The organism is Laceyella sacchari, assembly GCF_024927925.1.
In the GTDB taxonomy this organism is placed as follows: Bacteria; Bacillota; Bacilli; order Thermoactinomycetales; family Thermoactinomycetaceae; genus Laceyella; species Laceyella sacchari.
Window position 1 is genome coordinate 2,997,275 of record NZ_CP103866.1, and the last position, 18,120, is coordinate 3,015,394.

Consider the following 18,120-nt stretch of genomic DNA (forward strand, 5'->3'; position numbering starts at 1 on the left):
GATGATCATCATAAGTAGCAAATGCATTTACATCATTCCACTTAATAATGTTTATTGGTACAATATTTTGGTATATTAAAATTAAAGAATTGACTAACAGAGTAGGTGGCCGTGGCCATGCATATCGGAGAAAAAATAAGACAGCTTCGCATGATGAAGAATATGCGACAGAGTGAATTGGTCGAGGGCATTTGTTCAGTTGCTTATCTCAGCCGCATCGAAAATGGCAAAACCAAACCATCTGCCCCATTTATCCGCGCCGTATGCCAGAAGCTTGGCATTGTTCCCGATGACATCTGCGACGATGATTCCAACAAAAAAAAGCAACGGATTGCCAACATCATCAACCAGTACAAAAAAACGCGCATTCTTAATGAAACGGATGAATACCTGCTAAAAATCGCTCTGTTTGAATCGCACCTGCTGGACACACGAATCAACATTTACACGATATTGATCCGGCACTATCTGACAGACAACCGCATCAGTGAAGCGCAACAAGTGTTTCAATTGTCCAAGAAATCGGTTCCCGACGAAGTTCCACCCGACCTGTCCATCGAATTTTTCTACTACTATCTCAACTGCGGCAACATCTTTTTCAGCACGCAAGATTACATCAAAGCGACTCATTATTACGAGCTGGCTGAGCGCTTGTCTAACCGCGTTGGAGAAAAAGATTTGGCGATCCTGTTTTATAATCTCAGCCTTGTTAAACAGCATCTGTCGCAGGACAAAACAATCTGCCTGCACTATTCGCAAAAAAGCTTAGATATACATAAAAAGCTGGGCAATGAAGTGGATCAGGCCAAAGTGCTGATTACCAAAGCAACGCAATACAACTTGAACCATCAATACAACCGAGCGATCAAGTGTTTGGATGAGGCGTTGGAAATCGTGTTAAAAACCGAAAACGTCAACTTCCTCGGCATGATTGAATACAATTACGGCCGCGCATACCAATCAAAAGGGGAAATTGACACCGCCATCAAACACTATGAGACATGCCTCCAGCTACGTAGTAAAATCGGCGCGGAACAACCGAAAGTGCACACATACCGGGAATTGATTCTCATCTACATGGAACGCAAAGATTTGGGGAAAGTGGACCAATATTTGAAAGAGGGCCTGCGAATCGCGGAAACCTATCAACAATGGTACCACTATGTCGAGTTTCACATGTTTAAAGCGCTATTGTACAAATCCCACTTTCAAGAACAGCTGTATGAAAAAGAAACGCAGAGACTGATTGATATGGCTGTCGAAAAGAACCAGCTAAACTTGGCAAAAAAAATGGCCCACGATTTGGGGCGACATTACTATGAGAAAAACGCTTACAAAAAGGCGGCCGATTTTTACGATATGGCCCTGCGGTTTGAGGCCCTATTGCACGCACCCACCACCTTGGCAGACAGCGAAAGCTGATCCATTTCAGGTTCAGCTTTCGCTGTCACCATATGGGTTGCCGTTATCCCAACATCAATCTTCAGACGGCATACCGCCTGGAGGAGGTTGATCGCCTTTAGTGGTCACATCATCCGTCCCTGGTTTTTGCGGCTTTTTATTTTTGAGGATTTCCTTGCTTTCCCTCTTTTTGCCGCCAACGGTCGGCATCGGCTGCTTTTCCATCGAAACCTCTCCTTTCTCACTGGTACTTTGTCTGATGAATAGATGCGCGGCATCCCCCTTAGGTTTCAAAACCGTGCCCCTTTTTCGCATCACTTGCCTACGGCGCTCGTTGAACAACGAAATTTCCTTTTTATATCGTTTTTTGAAATAAGTGGGTTATAATGGCGGAAAAATCTGATACTGCCTTCTTGCTACGCCGCTCAAGTGAGGCGTCAAACCGCTTTTCTATTCATATAAAAATTAAATCATTTTCATCATCTGAAATCTAGTTAATCCGACTGGTTAAATGACAGGAATTCAAAGCTGTTTTTAACGACAATTTAACCATCTCATTTAACCATTTTCGTCGATCCTTGCTCGCTCAAACGATCCCACAACCTCAGAACAACGGCATTTCATCAAATCGGCTTCGTTAAATAAAGGTTAATATTCAGTAAATATATCTAGATTTAACTCATTGCACTAAACTTTGCGTCCTTTTTATAATAAAAACGCAATCTCCTCTCAGCTTTTTTTCGCGGAGGCATAGGCGTGGAGAAAACCATACAAACATTCTTGAGTCAATGCCCCAACGATCAGTGGATTGAACATCACCCCGTCCAAATGGAACCCGAAAAGGTGTACATAATCCAAGCCGGTTATGGCACCTTGTGGGAAACCAAAGAGGATGGCAACCATGTCTTGTTGGATGTCTTGCAGGAAGGAAGCATATTTGAGGTACCGTTCATCCCAGATCGAACCTGTGAGTTTCGCCCCCACAGCCCCGTCCAGGTCTCCATCTGTGATTGGCGGGAGGTTCTCCACTCTCCAATCGCCGCTTCCGTTATCGCTGAATTGCGAAAATATTGGACCCGCGTACAAACTTTGCAAATGATCAAACATAACAAATTTGTGGAGGATCGCCTCATCCAATTTCTTTTCTTCCTTGCTCAGCCATTCCAATCCAAGACCACCGAGCATCAGCTTGCCCTGCCCTTTCCCATCACGCATGAAGAGCTGGCTGCCGCCATCCTCTCCACTCGCGCCACCATCACCCGCTGTCTGAGCCAATTGCGGCGCGAGTGCAAGATTGATTATTTCCAAAAGCAAGGAAAACGTTACATTCTGTTAACCAATCGCTTTATTCATTCACTCATGTCTACCCAGCCGGAAATTTGTTTGGCGAAACTTACCCCATCTACTAACATAAGTAAGACAAAGCGCATCTCTTAACGCTTTGTCTATTTTTTTTAGAACAACCTTAGGACGGATCAACCTAAGGCTTCCCTTGGGCAGCCTCCTTACGGATCAACTGATAGTGGATGTGAAGAAACCGCCATTTCCATATCCACATCTCATGCTCAGCTTTCATCCTGCCTTCTTCATCCACCCAGACATGGAACCGTTCACGCAAAGGTAAAACCACCAAACCCCAGCGCGAGGTCCAATAAAGCCCCTGATCACCCGGCTTCACTCCTTGGATGCTCGTCAGAACCAACCCATCGCTTTTCCCTTTCGCCCCCGTACCATGCTCCAGCCGCAACACGCCGGTCAAGTTGCCCCCGGGAAACGGCAGGGCAATGTTCATATATGTCTCCTCTGCGAAGGTATGAATGGAGTAAACCGCCACGAATACCGTCCGGCCCGTTCCAGCATGCGTGCGAACCCAAGCGCGGGGCGCCACTCTCCTGTCGCACACTTCTTTCACTGCTGCCAGTCTACTGTTCATTTCCGTCACCTTTTCGCCAGCTGGAGGAAGATGACATTGCCCGATGCGGCCAGTTAACCGGCTATACCATGCGGAAAAACGCCGGAATCCTTTTTGCCACTCTACTTTCGCCTCCAGTCGGTAGGCCAGCGTATCCTCATAAAAAGATCGAATCGAAGGATGAACGGCATCCGGATCAAAATCAGGCCGGGCGAAAACAGCAAAATCATCTACCAGCCCCCGCACGCAGCGTGCTTCATCAACCCATCCCAAGCGGGTCAAAATGTCGGCACCAATCCGCCCCTTTCCCGCAAGCAAACTATGCGGAATCCCAGACGGCAATCCGCGCTCTGGAGGCAAACTCGCACACCAAGCCCACGCTCCGGCTGTCACAAAGCCAAATGCGTTGGCAATCCCATGCAGGAGAACCATTTCCTCAATGGTGAAAAAAGAAATCTGCATCATCCGCCCCAAGCTATAAATGACAGACAAAGCCATTGTCCCCTATATAGTCACTGAAGAAAGCAAAAACAAGGCCCGAATCCCTCCACGCTGTTCCCGCTTCCAAACCACGGGGAGAAGCAGTGCGGTATAAAGTAGCAAGGCTCCGACAAACCAAACAACTGCGACAAACTCTAGTACGGTGGAGAAAGTGATGCCCATGGCCACCAACATCGGGCCGGTGATCACTCCCACGGACATCAACCGGTACCGAAGAGGGAATTGGGCACGCCAGTCCACTGCACGGCCTAATAATCCGACAAAGATCGGCACCACAAAGGCGGAATAATGAAAATGGATGCCAGTCAACGCTACAATCTCTTCACTGAAATGAAGAACAGGCATCCCAAAACGGCTTGCCGCCAACCATCCCCCGCCGATAGCCAGGTAGAGCAAACCGCAATCCATCGCCAGCTCTTCCAATGCATGGCGATTTCGCTCAAGCAGGCGTTTGCATCCGTACACCGCCACCACCACGGTGAAGACGAGCCACGGCACAGAGAGAAGCCCAGCAAGATTACCCTTGGGCAAAAGAAATGAAGCCGCCCCCAGTCCTGCACACCACGGATAACTGCGCCAACACCATTGATACACACGATCAATCTGTCCCAAACGATTCCTCGTTTCTGTCAGGCAGAGCGTCAATGGCACGGTCACACCGATCGCCCACAGCAATAATTGCTCCACCAGATCATTTGTGAAAAATATCACAAACACAACCATAACCAAAGCCGGCAATACCCGTTTCATCGATGGTTTACTCATGGTTTCACTCATTTCTTCTGCGAAGTCATCAGTTGTTTCGCTCCCTCTTCATTATACAATGAACACAGCAAATGCCACTAGGGTGTGTCTGGCCGCTGGCCTATTCATCAGACACGCTCTAGCATAATGACTTGAAAAACACCATGCTGGAAAGCATGGCGTTCTGTCGTCACTTCTTCGGTTCAAAAAATTCGATCCACTCCCCATCAGGGCCGTGTACAAAGAAATAGCGACCAACAGGCAGGGTGGTAATCTCCTCGTCTTGAAAAGAGACATTCAGTTGCTTCAACCGATTCCATTCCTCTTCGATATCATCCACAGTAAATGCAATGTGGTGGACTTTGCCCTCCTCCGGCAATGCTTTCGGATATCCCTGAATCAGTTCCACCTGCGTCTCCTCTGCCCCCGGAAAACCGAGAAACGCCAATTCCAATCCCCCGGCAGGCACCGTCATGCGGCGGATCAATTCCATCCCCACCACCTGTTGATAAAAAGCTAGTGAAGCATCCATATCTTTTACCATCACGCCGACATGTTCGATTTTGCGAATGGACACGCTTTCGCCTCCTCACTTGATTGAACCATCCGTTGCCATTCATTTTAAATGATCGGCGCAATAGAAAACACCCCCGACCGCATAAGACTGGGGGTGATGCACTTAATTTCTCAACTCTAGCACCGCTTCGGCCGTATTGTAAATGCCGATGCCAATGCCCCAATATTCCGCTCTGAACTTATACTGTCCCGCCGAGGGCAACTTTTTCCCGACCAGCCGCAACTCAAATATGCGCATCGCCCCTATATCCACGCCGAACGGCAGAGTCACCGTTTGCCCCCCGTTTTGAATATAGTCCGCCGTCAATGGTTGGCCATTGATCAGATCTCCGGCCACCGCAGAAAACCCTTTAGGCAAATGAAACTTCGCCCGCCCATAAGCCAATACGACATCCGGTTTGTATGTGATCACCACATCGGACACCGCTTCCTGCTTGTTTTTGCTTGGCTCTAGCCTCACTGTCAATGCCTTCCCCTGAGCGGCTTGCCACTTGGACGGAACCTCCGCATCTGCTGGCGCCGGCGGATTCGTCCATCCCACCAACATCCACGACAAGCCCACGATAACTGACAGCCATACCATTCTCAAACGCATTGCACATCTCCCCTTTGTTCATCCATCTGGTTTTCAGGGTGCGTCTGGTGCGTATCCCCGGCGAATCCAACACCACTTTCCCTTCGCTTTCCTTGCCCATCGGCGCTTATCAGGAAAAGATGTCTCCGCCACTTCATATGTATCAACTTGATTTATCAGACAACCCCAAGCAAATATCAATGAGTCATCCGTACATTCACGCTGTTAATTCTCCATTCTCTCTTAAATTCCTTTTTGTTTAAAAAATGTGCAAATCAGGAAGTGAAGACCAAATGAAAACGGCCGGCCTCCCTCATGGGTGGCCAGCCTCCGGCTGATGCGTAATTTATGCTTTTCCCAACTCATCCAACAAGGCTTGCGCTTTTTCATGGCCGGTGAGAGCCGCTTTGCGTAGCCATTCTACCGCCTCGCCCTCATGGGTGGCTAAATCGGGATAGTCCAGCAGATAGCAACTTAGCAAAAACATGGCTTCCGGCAGTTCGGTGGCAGCTGCCTTCCGCAACCACTCAAACCCTTCTTCCCAGCGAAATGCGACCCCATCTCCTTGCAACAGCCGCCCGGCCAGCTCCAACATGGCGCCTTCCTCTCCCACCATGGCTGCCCGGCGCAACAACACTTCACCCTCCAAACTGCTCTTGGCGAGGCCATCCCCTTCAAGCAACCGGTAGCCCAGTTCATGCATAGCAGGTCCATACTCGGCTTCCGAGGCCCGTTTCAACCACTGCTTCCCTTCCTCGGGTTGCGCGGTAAGCACATGGCCCGTGATCAAACGGCTTCCCAACTGGTGCATGGCAGGAGGATACCCTTCCTCCGCTGATCGGCGGAGCCAGTGTTCCCCTTCTTCCTGCCGGTGCGGGAATAGATTGCCTTCCAACAAAAGCGTACCCAGCACCTGCATCGCCACTGCATGGCCCGCTTCGGCTGCGCGTTGGAGCCAGAACTCGCTTTGCTCAAGCTCCTGCGACCCTCCCAGGCCATCAAGCAAACACAACCCATATTGGAACATGCCGCTCAACGCACCTGCTTCAGCCGACTTGCGCAGCCAGTCTCTTCCTTCTTCTTGGTTGGCAGGCAAGCCTACACCGAACAACAACCGGTAGCCCAGTTGATTCATCGCCTGGGGATCCCCCGCCTGCGCAGTTTGCCGCAATAGCGCAGCCCCCTCTTCAGCTGCTTGTCGCTCAAACAATTGCTCCGCCAACACATGAGCCGCATCCAATCTACCGGCCTCAGCCGCCCGGCGCAACCAAGCGATCCCTTCCTGTTGCTCTTCCGGGCCGCCTTCGAGCAAGGCTAGCGCAAGCCGGAACATCGCTTCCGGATCGTGGGCTTCCACGCCCCGCATCAGTGCCTCCCAAGCAGCTCGTGCCTTCGCTTCCCCCTCTTCCTGGCCCGCCTTTTGTTCCATCTGCCAAGCGCGCACCCGTCCGGCGAGCAATGTCACTTCCCGCAGTTCTTCCCTGATGCGGTCACTGTAGTGGGTGGTGCCGTTGCGTTCGTCAAATTGGCGTGCCAGCATCTGCGTTTGCTCCTGCAACCATGTTTCTGTCACATATTCGGGAATATGAAGTACTTGCTTTTCCCGATCATCCAAATAAGCGAACAGCACAGAAGCCGCCAAGAAATATTCAAACTTGGAATGGGGGTCTGCTGAAGCCAACGCTTCTGGCAATCCCTTCTCCAAACAAGAAATAGCCCGTGCGCGGTCGACAATCGTCAGATACTTCAAATGCTTTGCTTGCGAGGAGATATAACCTGGCTGGTCATGAATTAAGCGGTAGCCCCGTTCGTGGAACATGGCCGCTTCTTCCAGCCGACCTTCCTGTAACAAGGGGAGCAGAAAATTGGCAAAAGTGATATGTGGAACGGATTGGCTACAACTCAATTGCCCGGTCACAATCGGCCGTACCCGCTCATACGCTTCCGCAAACTGATCACGGCTCAACAAATAATCCAGTTGAAGATCAAGCTCACACGCCACACAGTCGGATATTGTGTCGCGAGGTACTGCCAGCCACCGTTCATACTCTCGTTCGGCCTCTTCCCAGTCTCCTCTTCTCCAGGCAAAAACAAATTTGGTCTGATGATAAAACCGCTCATTGTAACCCAGTGCTGTATACCTTTGCTTAAGATCCTCCAGCATCGCTTCCATTTGCTCCAGACTGATCGTCGGGAACCGGTCCAGCTTTTCCACAATCCATTTATACTGCCACATGACAGCCAGGCTGTTATACGCCTCAGGCTGTTTATCATAGTGAGCCAAGCACCAACCAAACGTCGTAAATGCCTTGTCCGCTCTGCCAGCATACACCGTCGCCTTCGTCAGCTCCATGCGGGCTGAAAACCCAAGTTCCGTCTGTTGGTACGTGTCGGCCAGCCGCACCGCTTCTTCCAACAGGGCGATTTTCGCTTCACCGTCAGGCAAATCCTTTGCTCGCTTCATCAACGAGTCAAATTGTTCTTTCATCACTTGTTCCCTCCTAAGCGTCTAAGCCTCGTTCAATGAAACGAACCAACCCGCTATTCAGCAGACTCATCTCTTGCGACTTCAAGGGATAATGACCCATCAGCAACGCCTGCACATAAAGCGTTTCCACAATTAACTGGCACAGCTCAGGATCTTGCACCCGAATCACTTTTTGAATGATCTCATTTTCAAAGTTAAAACATAATTGAGCATAATCCTGTCCGGCCTGATTTGTCGTCACCCGCTCAATGATCGAAGCGAACAGGGGATTGGCCTCTTCTTTGGTTTGCTCGGCCATACGTAAAAACAACCCTTCTTCGCTTGTCGTGTACAACGCCGGCAGATCATGGGGATAGAACTTCTTAATCTCCGCTTTGCACCGGTAAGGCAACAACACCGCATTGGCCAATCGGATGAAAGAATAGGCTAGCTCTCGCTCTTCAATGGATAATTCGGTAAATCCTTGCGTAAATGCCGCAGAATCGATTCGTTCCACATGGGTGTCTGGAAACACGCGCCCCAGCTTTTCAATTAACTCCAGATCGTACATGTATCCCCCGTTAATCACGCAACGCGATTGGGCTTTGGCCACTTTGCTGATCTGCCGAAACTCATCCACGCCCGGCGTATAGCAGATCGTTGGCGTCAAGCGGCGGATCTCTCCCATCGTCATCGTGCCCAGTGACGTTTCAAAGGGGAGCCAGTCGATGAACAGCGCATACAATTCATCATCCTCCAACGCCAGCAGTTTCAGTGAGGAATAATGAACGCGAATAATCTCCCCCAGCAGCGGTGATTTCCGTTCTGCCAATTGCCGGAGATAACGTTTGATGCAATCGCCCAGCTCTTTTTTCACCAACTCCAAGAGGGCGTCATCATAAAACTCTTCACGCGAGGCCGTCGGCTTTAAATGATTCACATTCAGCACACAGGTAACAAAGAAGGACCAGTCCGGCAAAATCTTCTCCACCGTCTCCGACAATAGCATCTGTTTCACATAAACGCGGTGTTTTCGCTTGGCATTGACAGTAACCGAATGCGGCAGAATGTAAGCGATGCCTTGCGCATCACCGAGCGGTGAATGTAGAGGAATCACATCGATAAAGTCGACATGCCACTTTTCTTTCCCATACACCAATGCATCGATGGAGCTCATCTCCCACGGAGCTTGATCGGCTGTCAGCCGAATCGCTTTCTCCCCGTAGAAGAAAATCGGGTACGGCAAAAACTCTCCATAATACCTAGCAAACTCTTGCACCCGCTCTGGTGCAAAATAACGCTCAAATCCCTCTTTGCTTTGAATATAAATGCGGGTGCCCGGGGACATCGTCTGCGTCAATTTGCGAATCTGATAGCTTCCGTCCGGGCGTCCCCGCCACTCGATCGTTTCTTCGCTTTTGATAGAACGCGAGATCACCACGATTTCCTCACTGACGATAAAACAGGACAGAAGCCCCACCCCAAACCGACCGATGAAATCCGTCTCATACTCCGACCGCTTTGACGTCTGTCCAATCTGGGCCAAAAAACGGTGCACTTCCTCTTCTGTGAGGCCGACACCATTGTCCTCCACATACAAGGTGGGCGCCATCTCCTCGGCGGTAAACACCTCCATGCCCACTTTCCCATCATGATCCGGCTCAAGCTGTTTGCGGGCGGTGATGGCATCCACTGCATTTTGCAACAGCTCGCGGACAAACACTTGGGGTGTACTGTATAAGTGATTGGACAACAGATCAATCATGCCTTTAAGATTCACTTTAAAGTGGAAATCGCTCATCTTTTCTCACCTGACTAATATAAAGATTATTGCTCTTCACCATTTTATATAGAAAAAAATCCGGTGAGTAGAAAAAAAACTGACTGGTCAATAAAAAGATCATCACTGCATGGTATTTACCCAGCCACCCCTAAAAAAAGAAAGAAAGGTTATAAATCAGAGATGCGGTAAATGATCTCTTCTAAATCAGTTGGGAGGGATTCCCTAGTGTAATTCGTCCACCAGTTGATAAAAAGTTGATCAGACGGCGACGATTCATGCCCATAATGAAGAAAATAATCGAGGATATTCTGCCAAGCTTCAGCTGGACCTTTGCCCCCGTGGTAAAAGATGAGCGCCGCTGCAGCATCCCGTTGCCAATCACGAGATGGGTGAAAACTGAGCCAATCATGCACCAACTGTTCATGCTCCGGCGACCAGTGCCGCAAATGCCCAAATGCGTAAAGAGCGAGCGACTGCTGATATTCCCAAGGAGACCTTTCGATGATATCCATCAAGGCCCGGTGCGCCAGCGGATGATCCTTGCCTACTTTCCCCAACAAGGTGATCACCTGATCTTGAACCACCAATTCCTCATGGTTTAAATAAGGGAGATACAAAATCATCCCTTCCCGAAGCACCTGCCCGGCCTTGCCGTAAACAATCGCCTCATCATCAACGAAGCGAGTCAACAGCACGCCGATGATCTCTTTTTGCGTATCCGGATAAGGATATTCTTCTGCCAGCAAGCGAAGCAGAAAACGGAGTGCATAGGGAAGGGCTTGACAGTAACCCCCTTGGTGGCGCACATGATCGACCAGGCGAGTCAATCCCCGTTCACGGAGCCGTTCGTCTTCCGCACACATCGCCTTCAAGTGGATCGGCACATCCTCCGCCGTGCCAAACGCATGATGCAATGCTCCCCAATCCAGCTCATCCCATCCACTGAGCAGCGCTTCCGCTACCGGATTGCAAAAAAGAGGATGATCATGCAACACTTTAAGCGCTTTTTTGCGCACTTCCAGCAAATCGCCCGTATATTCGGCATCAATTCCCAACCAATACAAGATCGACGCCGCCGTCCACCGCACCTCTGCGTCCGCATGGCCCATCCACTCGCCACACTTTAGCGACAATTCTTCAATCCACTCTCTCCGCCTCTCTTCGGAAACCCCAGCCTCCACTTCTAATGCAATCTGTTTTAATTCATGGAGCAATGCTGTCATAAGTATCTATGATTCCCCTTTACTTAAAGTCTGTATTTCTCGCCATAGGATTGCAATGCTCTTTCCCATCAGCGCACAGCCAAACACATTCATCACAGCCCATCAAATCATGTCATCTGATGCATGATATATGAGATATTTCTTAGAATTTTACATAACACGCCCATCATTTCACATCACACTAAGGCACGTCAATGGATTGCCCCCACTTTTCTGGGAATCCATCCCATCTCATTGCTGTTCCGATTGACTCACACGGCACAGGCTCTTCGAAAACTCCAGAAAAAAGCGGTTTAGGCGCCTCTCCATGCTGCACCTGAACCGCTTTTACTCCCGCTTATTTTTCTATATGCAAAACCATATGGCATAAATCTACATAACCCTCTCCCACTTTCAGCCCTTGCTGTTCTCTCCCGAATTCCGCAAAGCCCTTTGACCGGTACAAGGCGTGCGCGGCGGAATCCGCTGCTACTGTCAGTTGGATCTGTTCTACATCCGTCTCTGTCCGCACCCGGTCAATCGCCTGCGACAACAACTGCTTGGCAATCCCCTTTCCCCGGTGCTCCGGTTCCACATACACAGCCACGAAATGGGACTTATGCCGGATCTTCAATCGCGCTTCCCGATACCATCCGATGACACCCACCAGCTTGCCTTTCCCATCAAAGGCGCCCAACATCCAACGCTCCGGCGTGACCGCCAGTTTCTCTGCAAACTGGGCTACTGTCCACTGCGTTTCCTCTTCATACGAACTGCCAAAGGCTTCCGGAGCCTCCTGCAACGCCCGCAGTCGTACGTCGCGATACGCTTCGGCGTCTGTCTCCCACAATAATCTGAAGACCACGTGCCCGCCCCCTTTTACACATCCTTATGTATATAAAGATAATTGTATCAATATTGACTCTAACGGATAGTTACTTTATATTAGATTAAAATCCTACTATTCTTATTGAATTTCACGAAAAAGATGCGTTACGTCACAACTTATCCTGTCCTGCGTTCATTTGGACAAAAGGGAGGGAGCCTGATGAGTTACATCAATTTGAAAGAACGGTATTTCTTGGCCCAAAAATTGATGAGATCGTTGAACCACGCCGGACAAGAGCGGTCATTGATCACATCCATCTTGAATAAATTTAGCAACCCTGACATCATTCTCACCGCAGAGGAAGCCCACTATCTGCAAGTGCAAATCAATGCCTATCTCGATGAAGCCATGGAGCGCCGGGATGATTATCACATAGAGTTTCTTAACCATTTACGGGAAAAAATATAAAATGCGCCGGGGAGTACACCCCCGGCTTGGTCACGCCTTTTTTTCTTTTTTAAAGAGGATAACTCAAGAGCAAGTGACACTCATCAGGCCAATCTTTACCCGGACAAACGGATACATAACCACCCGCTCCTCCCCCTCTATGGCATGTGATGCCCCCACCTTCGCCGCTCTTGGCAAGCCGCCAACGCGGCACCTTCACTTGCTGAATCGGCGAACCAACTATAAAATATTCTCATCACTTCATTACTGGTTAAAAAGGAGCTAAACAAATGGTTTCCAAAGAAAGTAATCTCCGTCTAGTCGTCGCCGGCTTGCTGTTGGCGATTTTGATGTCGGCGATGGACAATACCATCGTCGCCACCGCCATGGGCACCATCGTGGCGGATCTGGGCGGGCTGGACAAATTCGTCTGGGTCACTTCCGCCTATATGGTCACAGTGATGGCCGGCATGCCGATCTTCGGCAAACTGTCCGATATGTACGGTCGCAAACGTTTCTTCATCTTGGGCTTGGCTCTGTTTTTGCTAGGGTCAATCTTGTGTGGTACGGCGCAAAGCATCGTTCAGCTCAGCATCTACCGCGCAATCCAAGGAATTGGTGGCGGCGCATTGATGCCCATCGCTTTCACTATCGTATTTGACATCTTCCCGCCTGAAAAACGGGGCAAAATGACTGGACTCTTGGGCGCCGTTTTTGGTACTTCCAGCGTCTTCGGCCCGCTTTTAGGTGCATATATCACTGAATACATCAGTTGGCAGTGGATTTTTTACGTTAATGTACCGCTCGGTTTAATTTCTCTGTTTCTTATTTTCATCTATTATAAGGAATCAACAGAACACAGAGAGCAGAAAATCGACTGGTGGGGCGCGATTACGCTGGTGGTGGCCGTCGTCAGCCTGATGTTCGCCCTGGAATTGGGAGGCAAGGAATTCGCATGGGATTCCACCCAAATCATCGGGTTGTTCGCTTGCTTCGCGATCTTCTTCCTGTTGTTCATTTTTGCAGAAAGAAAAGCTTCCGATCCGATTATCTCTTTTTGGATGTTTAAGCGGCGCCTGTTCGCCACTTCACAAGTGATCGCTTTTTTGTACGGCGCCACGTTTGTGATCTTAACCGTGTTCATCCCGATTTTTGTGCAAGCCGTGTACGGTGGATCGGCCACCAACGCTGGCTTGGTGCTGACTCCGATGATGTTGGGGTCAGTGGCTGGTAGCGCAGTCGCTGGGGTGTTCCAAACCAAAATCCGCTTCCGCACCCTGATGATCCTATCGGTCATCGCTTATCTGTCGGGTATGTTCCTTTTGAGCACGATGACCCCTGACACAACGCGTTGGTTGTTGACTGCCTACATGATTCTGGTCGGCTTCGGCGTCGGTTTTTCGTTCTCACTCCTGCCGACAGCCACTGTTCACAATATGGAGCCCCGTTTCCGCGGATCGGCAAACTCGACCAACTCGTTCTTCCGATCGCTGGGCATGACTCTGGGCATTACCATATTCGGGACCATCCAAAATAAAGTCTTTACCAATCAGTTAGCAGATGCTTTTAAAGGCATGCATGGCCCGGCCGCCTTCAATCCGGCCCAACTCAATGACGCGCGTTCCATTTTTGAATCGAGCGAGCGGGCGCAGATTCCGCTCATGGTCTTGGACAAAATCGTAGATGCGATGTCTTCCTCAATTACCTATACCTTTTTACTGGCTTTGATTCCCATCGCCATCTCAGCCATTGCCATCGCCTTGATGGGCAATAGCAAAGTGGAACCAACGGAACAACCTTCGGTCCAACCAAGCGAAGCCTAAAAATCGAAAAGGCGGGCACAAGTGTTTAAGTATGGTATGCTAAATAAGAGTAAACCTATCAATTATCAAAGGAGCTTATCGCAATGATGACTACAGCTGCGATCATCCTGTGCGGGTTGCTGTGCCTCATCGCCTTTTTCGTCACTTTTCGTTTGGGAGCGACCCAGTCCAATCAGAATAACGAAGCATATACCCAAAGCAGAAAGAAAAGCATTATCTTACTGTCAATGATCTATCTGGTCGCCACCATCATCGGCATCTTGTTCGTCTATCTCTTATGATGGGGTGGCATAGGCGAGTCCCAACAGAGGCTCGCCTTTTCCTTTTTTTATGCTTTGGAACGTGTCCGCTCTTCTTTCAATATCTCCCGGAAACGCTTGGTTTCTGCTACGACAATCCCCGATAGCCCCAATAAACCAATCAAGTTGGGAATGGCCATCAGCCCATTAAAAATATCGGCGATCGACCAAACCAACCCCAGATTCATGACCGCCCCAACCAACACCGATAAGGTGTAAACCACACGATACCCCTTGATCGATTTGGAGCCAAACAAATACTCAAAGCATTTTTCCCCATAGTAACACCAACCGAGCACAGTCGAATAAGCGAAGAAGATTAACCCGATCGTAACGATCCAACCGCCGGGACCTGGCAACAGCTGATTAAATGTCTCCGTCGTTAACGCCGCCCCCGTCAAATCGCCAGTATATAAACCGCCCATCACCAGCCCAATACCTGTAATCGAACAGACGACAATGGTATCGAGAAACGTCCCCGTCATCGACACCAGCGCTTGCCGCCCCGGGTGATCGGTGATAGCTGCTGCTGCGGCAATGGGAGCCGAACCCATCCCCGCTTCATTGGAGAACACCCCTCGGGCCACTCCGTAACGAATCACCGTCCCAATCGCGCCTCCTGCCATCGCTTGCCCCGTAAAAGCGTCGGTTATGATCAATGAGATTGCCGCCGGCAACTTCTCCAGGTTCAACAAGATAATGGCTAAGCCGCCAACCACATACATCACGGCCATCATCGGAACCATGTAACTGGAGACGCGCCCGATGCTTTTAATGCCGCCAATCGTCACTACCGCCGTCACCACTGTTAACACAATGCCTGTGATCCAAGGGTCAATCCCAAAGCTGGATTGGACGGATGCGGCGACGGAGTTGGATTGTACCGTGCTACCGATTCCAAAGGCGGCAATGGCGCCAAACAAAGCAAACAATACCGCCAGCCACTTCCAGCCCAAGCCCCGTTCGATATAGTACATTGGCCCACCGGCCATCTCTCCGCGTTCGTTGACGATCCGATATTTCACTGCCAAGATCGCTTCCGCATACTTGGTGGCCATACCCACGATCGCAGTGATCCACATCCAAAAGACTGCTCCCGGACCTCCGGCCACCACCGCCGTTGCCACCCCGGCTATGTTACCGGTACCGATGGTCGCCGCCAACGCAGTCATTAATGACTGGAAGTGGGAGATGTCTCCGGCCGAAGAACGATCCTGATTTTTTGAAAAGGCTAATTTCAACGCATAAGGGAGTTGAGAAAATTGCAAAAACGATAACCGAAAAGTCAAGATAATGCCCGTTCCCACCAGCAACACCAACAACGGCGGGCCCCAAACGAAGGTGCTGATCTCCCCTAATATGTCCGTTATCTTCTGCATTTCTTACGCCTCCTTTTTCAATCGGCAGAGCATCTTCCATAACCTTTTTTATTAATAGTTATTAAGACATTTTATCAATTTACAAAAGAATAACACGATAAATAACAATTATCAATCATTTGTAACAATTAACCTTTTACAAAAAACATACCTTCCTCATAGTAGCACCGATTTTAGGCAATCCGGACACGCCAAGAGCTAAATAGTACTCTCCTATGTTCCACCCATCAACACTTATATGGGAATGCCAACTGTTGAAAGATCGCGCATCATCTATGGAATATCTATATAATCATTCACCAAAACAAGAATAATATGAATATTAACAATAAATTATCTATCTGTTATAATACAGTTACATTCAATATCTTTCAAATAAGGAGGGATTGCGCACATGCGAAAAACTTGGGCTGTCGGATGTCTCATCCTGTTACTCTTATTCTCCATGATCGTCCCGCAAGCGACATCACACGGTGGTTCGATTTTTCCGATCGTGATCGGTATTCCCGGCGTTCCTGGAACCGTTTACATTGGTGACGCTCCATCCCAACCCGATCCCGCCAAACCAGTCATTGTGTTCGTTCAAGGCTTGTTCAACGCGTCCAGCATCTGGCACACTGGGAACGACATGTATCAGCGCGCACGGGAGGCCGGTTTTGAAACCGCTTTCGTCGAGTTACATGATGCGGGTGGTGATCCCCGGAGCAATTGGAACAATGGCAAGATGCTTGCCGAACAGTTACAGAAGATCGCCGACCATTTCCCAGGCAAGAAGTTGGTCATGGTCTGCTACAGCAAAGGGGGGATCGACACGCAAACCGCACTGGTTCACTATGGCAAACACCCTTTGGTGTCCAACGTAATCACCATCGGCTCACCCCATTATGGCAGTCCGCTAGCTGACTTGGCTTACAGTGACTGGGTCTGGTGGCTGTCATCCCTGCTTGGCACAAGAAACGAAGCCGTATACAGTCTGCAAACCGGCGTTATGCAATCTTTCCGCACCCAGACCGACAGTCGTCCGGAAACAAATGAAAACGCTTACTTCACTGTTGCTGGTAACAGCTGGGGCTCTTTCCTATCCCCGACTTGGTTTGGCGGACTTTACATGCTGGAAGACAGTGATGGCGTCGTGCCCTTGCGCAGCACCAAGCTCCCCTACGGCAACCATATAAAAACAGGAAATTGGGATCATCTCTCCATTTATCAAGGAAAAGAAACCTTTGATGTGATCCGCCCCTATCTCACCTCCACCCGGCAAACCGCTTCCGCCAATAACACGATAGAAAGCGCTTCCCCACTCCTTGCAGAAAACAATATCTACCTTACCGGCGGAGAACAGGAAGGCACCTTGGAGGAATCCCTTGTGATTGAGCCCGGAACGGAAAGCGTCGCGCTTAACTGGATGAGCAATCACCCACTCAGCCGCATAGAACTCATCCGCCCTGACGGTCAAGTGCAACCAGCTTCGTTCAAAGTGACGCAAGACCAACAAACCCTCTTCAAAGGCGCTTGGCAACATATCGCTCAGCTGAACAAACCGATGGCGGGCACTTGGAAAATCCGCACTTCTACCGACCGCAAAAGCGCATATGCCCTGATCGCAACCTTCAACTCCCCCTTGTCAGCCCAACTCGCTTTACAACAAAAAAGACCCTATGCTCCAGAATACCTTGTCACTGCAACCAACAAAGGGAAAAGCCACAACCTGATCAAGGAAATCAAAACAGAAGCGCAAATCCAATATATTCCCGATCCACGCACAAACCCCAAACAAGAACGGATCATCCTCCGCAAACGCGGCCCCATCGATTCCCGCGCCATCCAGATTCCGGTCACATCAGCGGGCACCTACAACCTGACCATTAATATCCGCGGAACCACTACAAGCGGTGCTCCCTTTGCCCGCACCATTGTCAAATCAGTGGCAGTGGACAAGCAAGGCCGCATCCACGGTCGTCCGTAGCACAATAATAAATGAACTTATAACTATCCCCTTCAACATAAGTATGGAAGGGGATAGTATATGGAGATGAGGGTGTGTCTGACAAATCAAGTTGGTGGGAAAGAAGCGGCGGAAAAACCTTTTCTCAAAGAGCGCCTCGCCACGCGTGAAGCGAATGAGAAAATGGTTTTGAAGCCGCTGGCATATTCATCAGACACGCCCTAGCTTGTTTAACCCA

15 protein-coding genes and 1 pseudogene are annotated in these 18,120 nt (G+C 49.7%); 7 read left to right on the forward strand and 9 right to left on the reverse strand.

The features are described from left to right. Nucleotides 1-117: 117 nt before the first annotated feature. Nucleotides 118-1,422, forward strand: a complete 1,305-nt coding sequence (locus NYR52_RS14710) for a helix-turn-helix transcriptional regulator (RefSeq protein ID WP_132221392.1) — start codon at nucleotides 118-120, stop codon at nucleotides 1,420-1,422. A 54-nt stretch (nucleotides 1,423-1,476) separates the two neighbouring features. On the opposite strand, the gene NYR52_RS14715 is transcribed toward NYR52_RS14710, so the two are convergent. Beyond that, the gene (locus tag NYR52_RS14715) at nucleotides 1,477-1,626 is read right to left on the reverse strand and encodes a hypothetical protein (RefSeq protein WP_022737991.1); all 150 of its coding nucleotides are present in this window, start codon (nucleotides 1,624-1,626) and stop codon (nucleotides 1,477-1,479) included. A gap of 531 nt (nucleotides 1,627-2,157) precedes the next feature. Here NYR52_RS14715 and NYR52_RS14720 point away from each other — a divergent pair. Continuing rightward, a complete protein-coding gene (locus tag NYR52_RS14720; RefSeq protein WP_259435930.1) occupies nucleotides 2,158-2,838 on the forward strand; it encodes a Crp/Fnr family transcriptional regulator in 681 nt (226 codons plus the stop codon). A gap of 43 nt (nucleotides 2,839-2,881) precedes the next feature. Here the strand turns inward: NYR52_RS14720 and NYR52_RS14725 are convergent. The 7 genes and pseudogenes from NYR52_RS14725 to NYR52_RS14755 form a co-directional block, all read right to left on the reverse strand. Continuing rightward, a pseudogene (locus tag NYR52_RS14725) lies at nucleotides 2,882-4,591 on the reverse strand (YndJ family protein). A gap of 157 nt (nucleotides 4,592-4,748) precedes the next feature. Next, a complete protein-coding gene (locus tag NYR52_RS14730) occupies nucleotides 4,749-5,135 on the reverse strand; it encodes a VOC family protein (protein ID WP_259435931.1) in 387 nt (128 codons plus the stop codon). 102 nt (nucleotides 5,136-5,237) lie between these two features. Continuing rightward, nucleotides 5,238-5,729, reverse strand: a complete 492-nt coding sequence (locus NYR52_RS14735) for a BslA/BslB family hydrophobin (RefSeq protein ID WP_054095730.1) — start codon at nucleotides 5,727-5,729, stop codon at nucleotides 5,238-5,240. A gap of 325 nt (nucleotides 5,730-6,054) precedes the next feature. Next, on the reverse strand, nucleotides 6,055-8,196 hold the full coding sequence (locus tag NYR52_RS14740; protein WP_259435932.1) for a hypothetical protein: 2,142 nt from the start codon (nucleotides 8,194-8,196) through the stop codon (nucleotides 6,055-6,057). Nucleotides 8,197-8,209: 13 nt separating this feature from the next. Beyond that, nucleotides 8,210-9,976 carry an HSP90 family protein gene (locus NYR52_RS14745; RefSeq protein WP_259435933.1) on the reverse strand — a complete coding sequence of 589 codons (1,767 nt, stop codon included), beginning with the start codon at nucleotides 9,974-9,976 and terminating at the stop codon, nucleotides 8,210-8,212. 149 nt (nucleotides 9,977-10,125) lie between these two features. Further along, nucleotides 10,126-11,181: a hypothetical protein gene (locus NYR52_RS14750; RefSeq protein WP_259435934.1), complete on the reverse strand. Its 1,056-nt coding sequence runs from the start codon at nucleotides 11,179-11,181 to the stop codon at nucleotides 10,126-10,128. Nucleotides 11,182-11,518: 337 nt separating this feature from the next. Continuing rightward, nucleotides 11,519-12,025, reverse strand: a complete 507-nt coding sequence (locus tag NYR52_RS14755; protein ID WP_259435935.1) for a GNAT family N-acetyltransferase — start codon at nucleotides 12,023-12,025, stop codon at nucleotides 11,519-11,521. Between the two features lie 183 nt (nucleotides 12,026-12,208). On the opposite strand from NYR52_RS14755, the gene NYR52_RS14760 reads away from it, so the two are divergent. The 3 genes from NYR52_RS14760 (at nucleotide 12,209) to NYR52_RS14770 (ending at nucleotide 14,540) form a co-directional block, all read left to right on the forward strand. After that, the gene (locus NYR52_RS14760; RefSeq protein WP_054095735.1) at nucleotides 12,209-12,457 is read left to right on the forward strand and encodes a hypothetical protein; all 249 of its coding nucleotides are present in this window, start codon (nucleotides 12,209-12,211) and stop codon (nucleotides 12,455-12,457) included. Between the two features lie 269 nt (nucleotides 12,458-12,726). Beyond that, nucleotides 12,727-14,259: an MDR family MFS transporter gene (locus NYR52_RS14765; RefSeq protein ID WP_259435936.1), complete on the forward strand. Its 1,533-nt coding sequence runs from the start codon at nucleotides 12,727-12,729 to the stop codon at nucleotides 14,257-14,259. Nucleotides 14,260-14,342: 83 nt separating this feature from the next. After that, nucleotides 14,343-14,540, forward strand: coding sequence for a hypothetical protein (locus NYR52_RS14770; RefSeq protein WP_132221414.1), 198 nt, complete (start codon nucleotides 14,343-14,345; stop codon nucleotides 14,538-14,540). 47 nt (nucleotides 14,541-14,587) lie between these two features. Here the strand turns inward: NYR52_RS14770 and NYR52_RS14775 are convergent, their stop codons facing one another. Next, a complete protein-coding gene (locus tag NYR52_RS14775) occupies nucleotides 14,588-15,937 on the reverse strand; it encodes an alanine/glycine:cation symporter family protein (RefSeq protein WP_132221416.1) in 1,350 nt (449 codons plus the stop codon). Between the two features lie 394 nt (nucleotides 15,938-16,331). Here NYR52_RS14775 and NYR52_RS14780 point away from each other — a divergent pair, with 394 nt between their 5' ends. Then, on the forward strand, nucleotides 16,332-17,903 hold the full coding sequence (locus NYR52_RS14780) for an esterase/lipase family protein (protein ID WP_259435937.1): 1,572 nt from the start codon (nucleotides 16,332-16,334) through the stop codon (nucleotides 17,901-17,903). 60 nt (nucleotides 17,904-17,963) lie between these two features. Further along, a complete protein-coding gene (locus tag NYR52_RS14785) occupies nucleotides 17,964-18,107 on the forward strand; it encodes a hypothetical protein (RefSeq protein WP_189318905.1) in 144 nt (47 codons plus the stop codon). Nucleotides 18,108-18,120 lie beyond the last annotated feature (13 nt).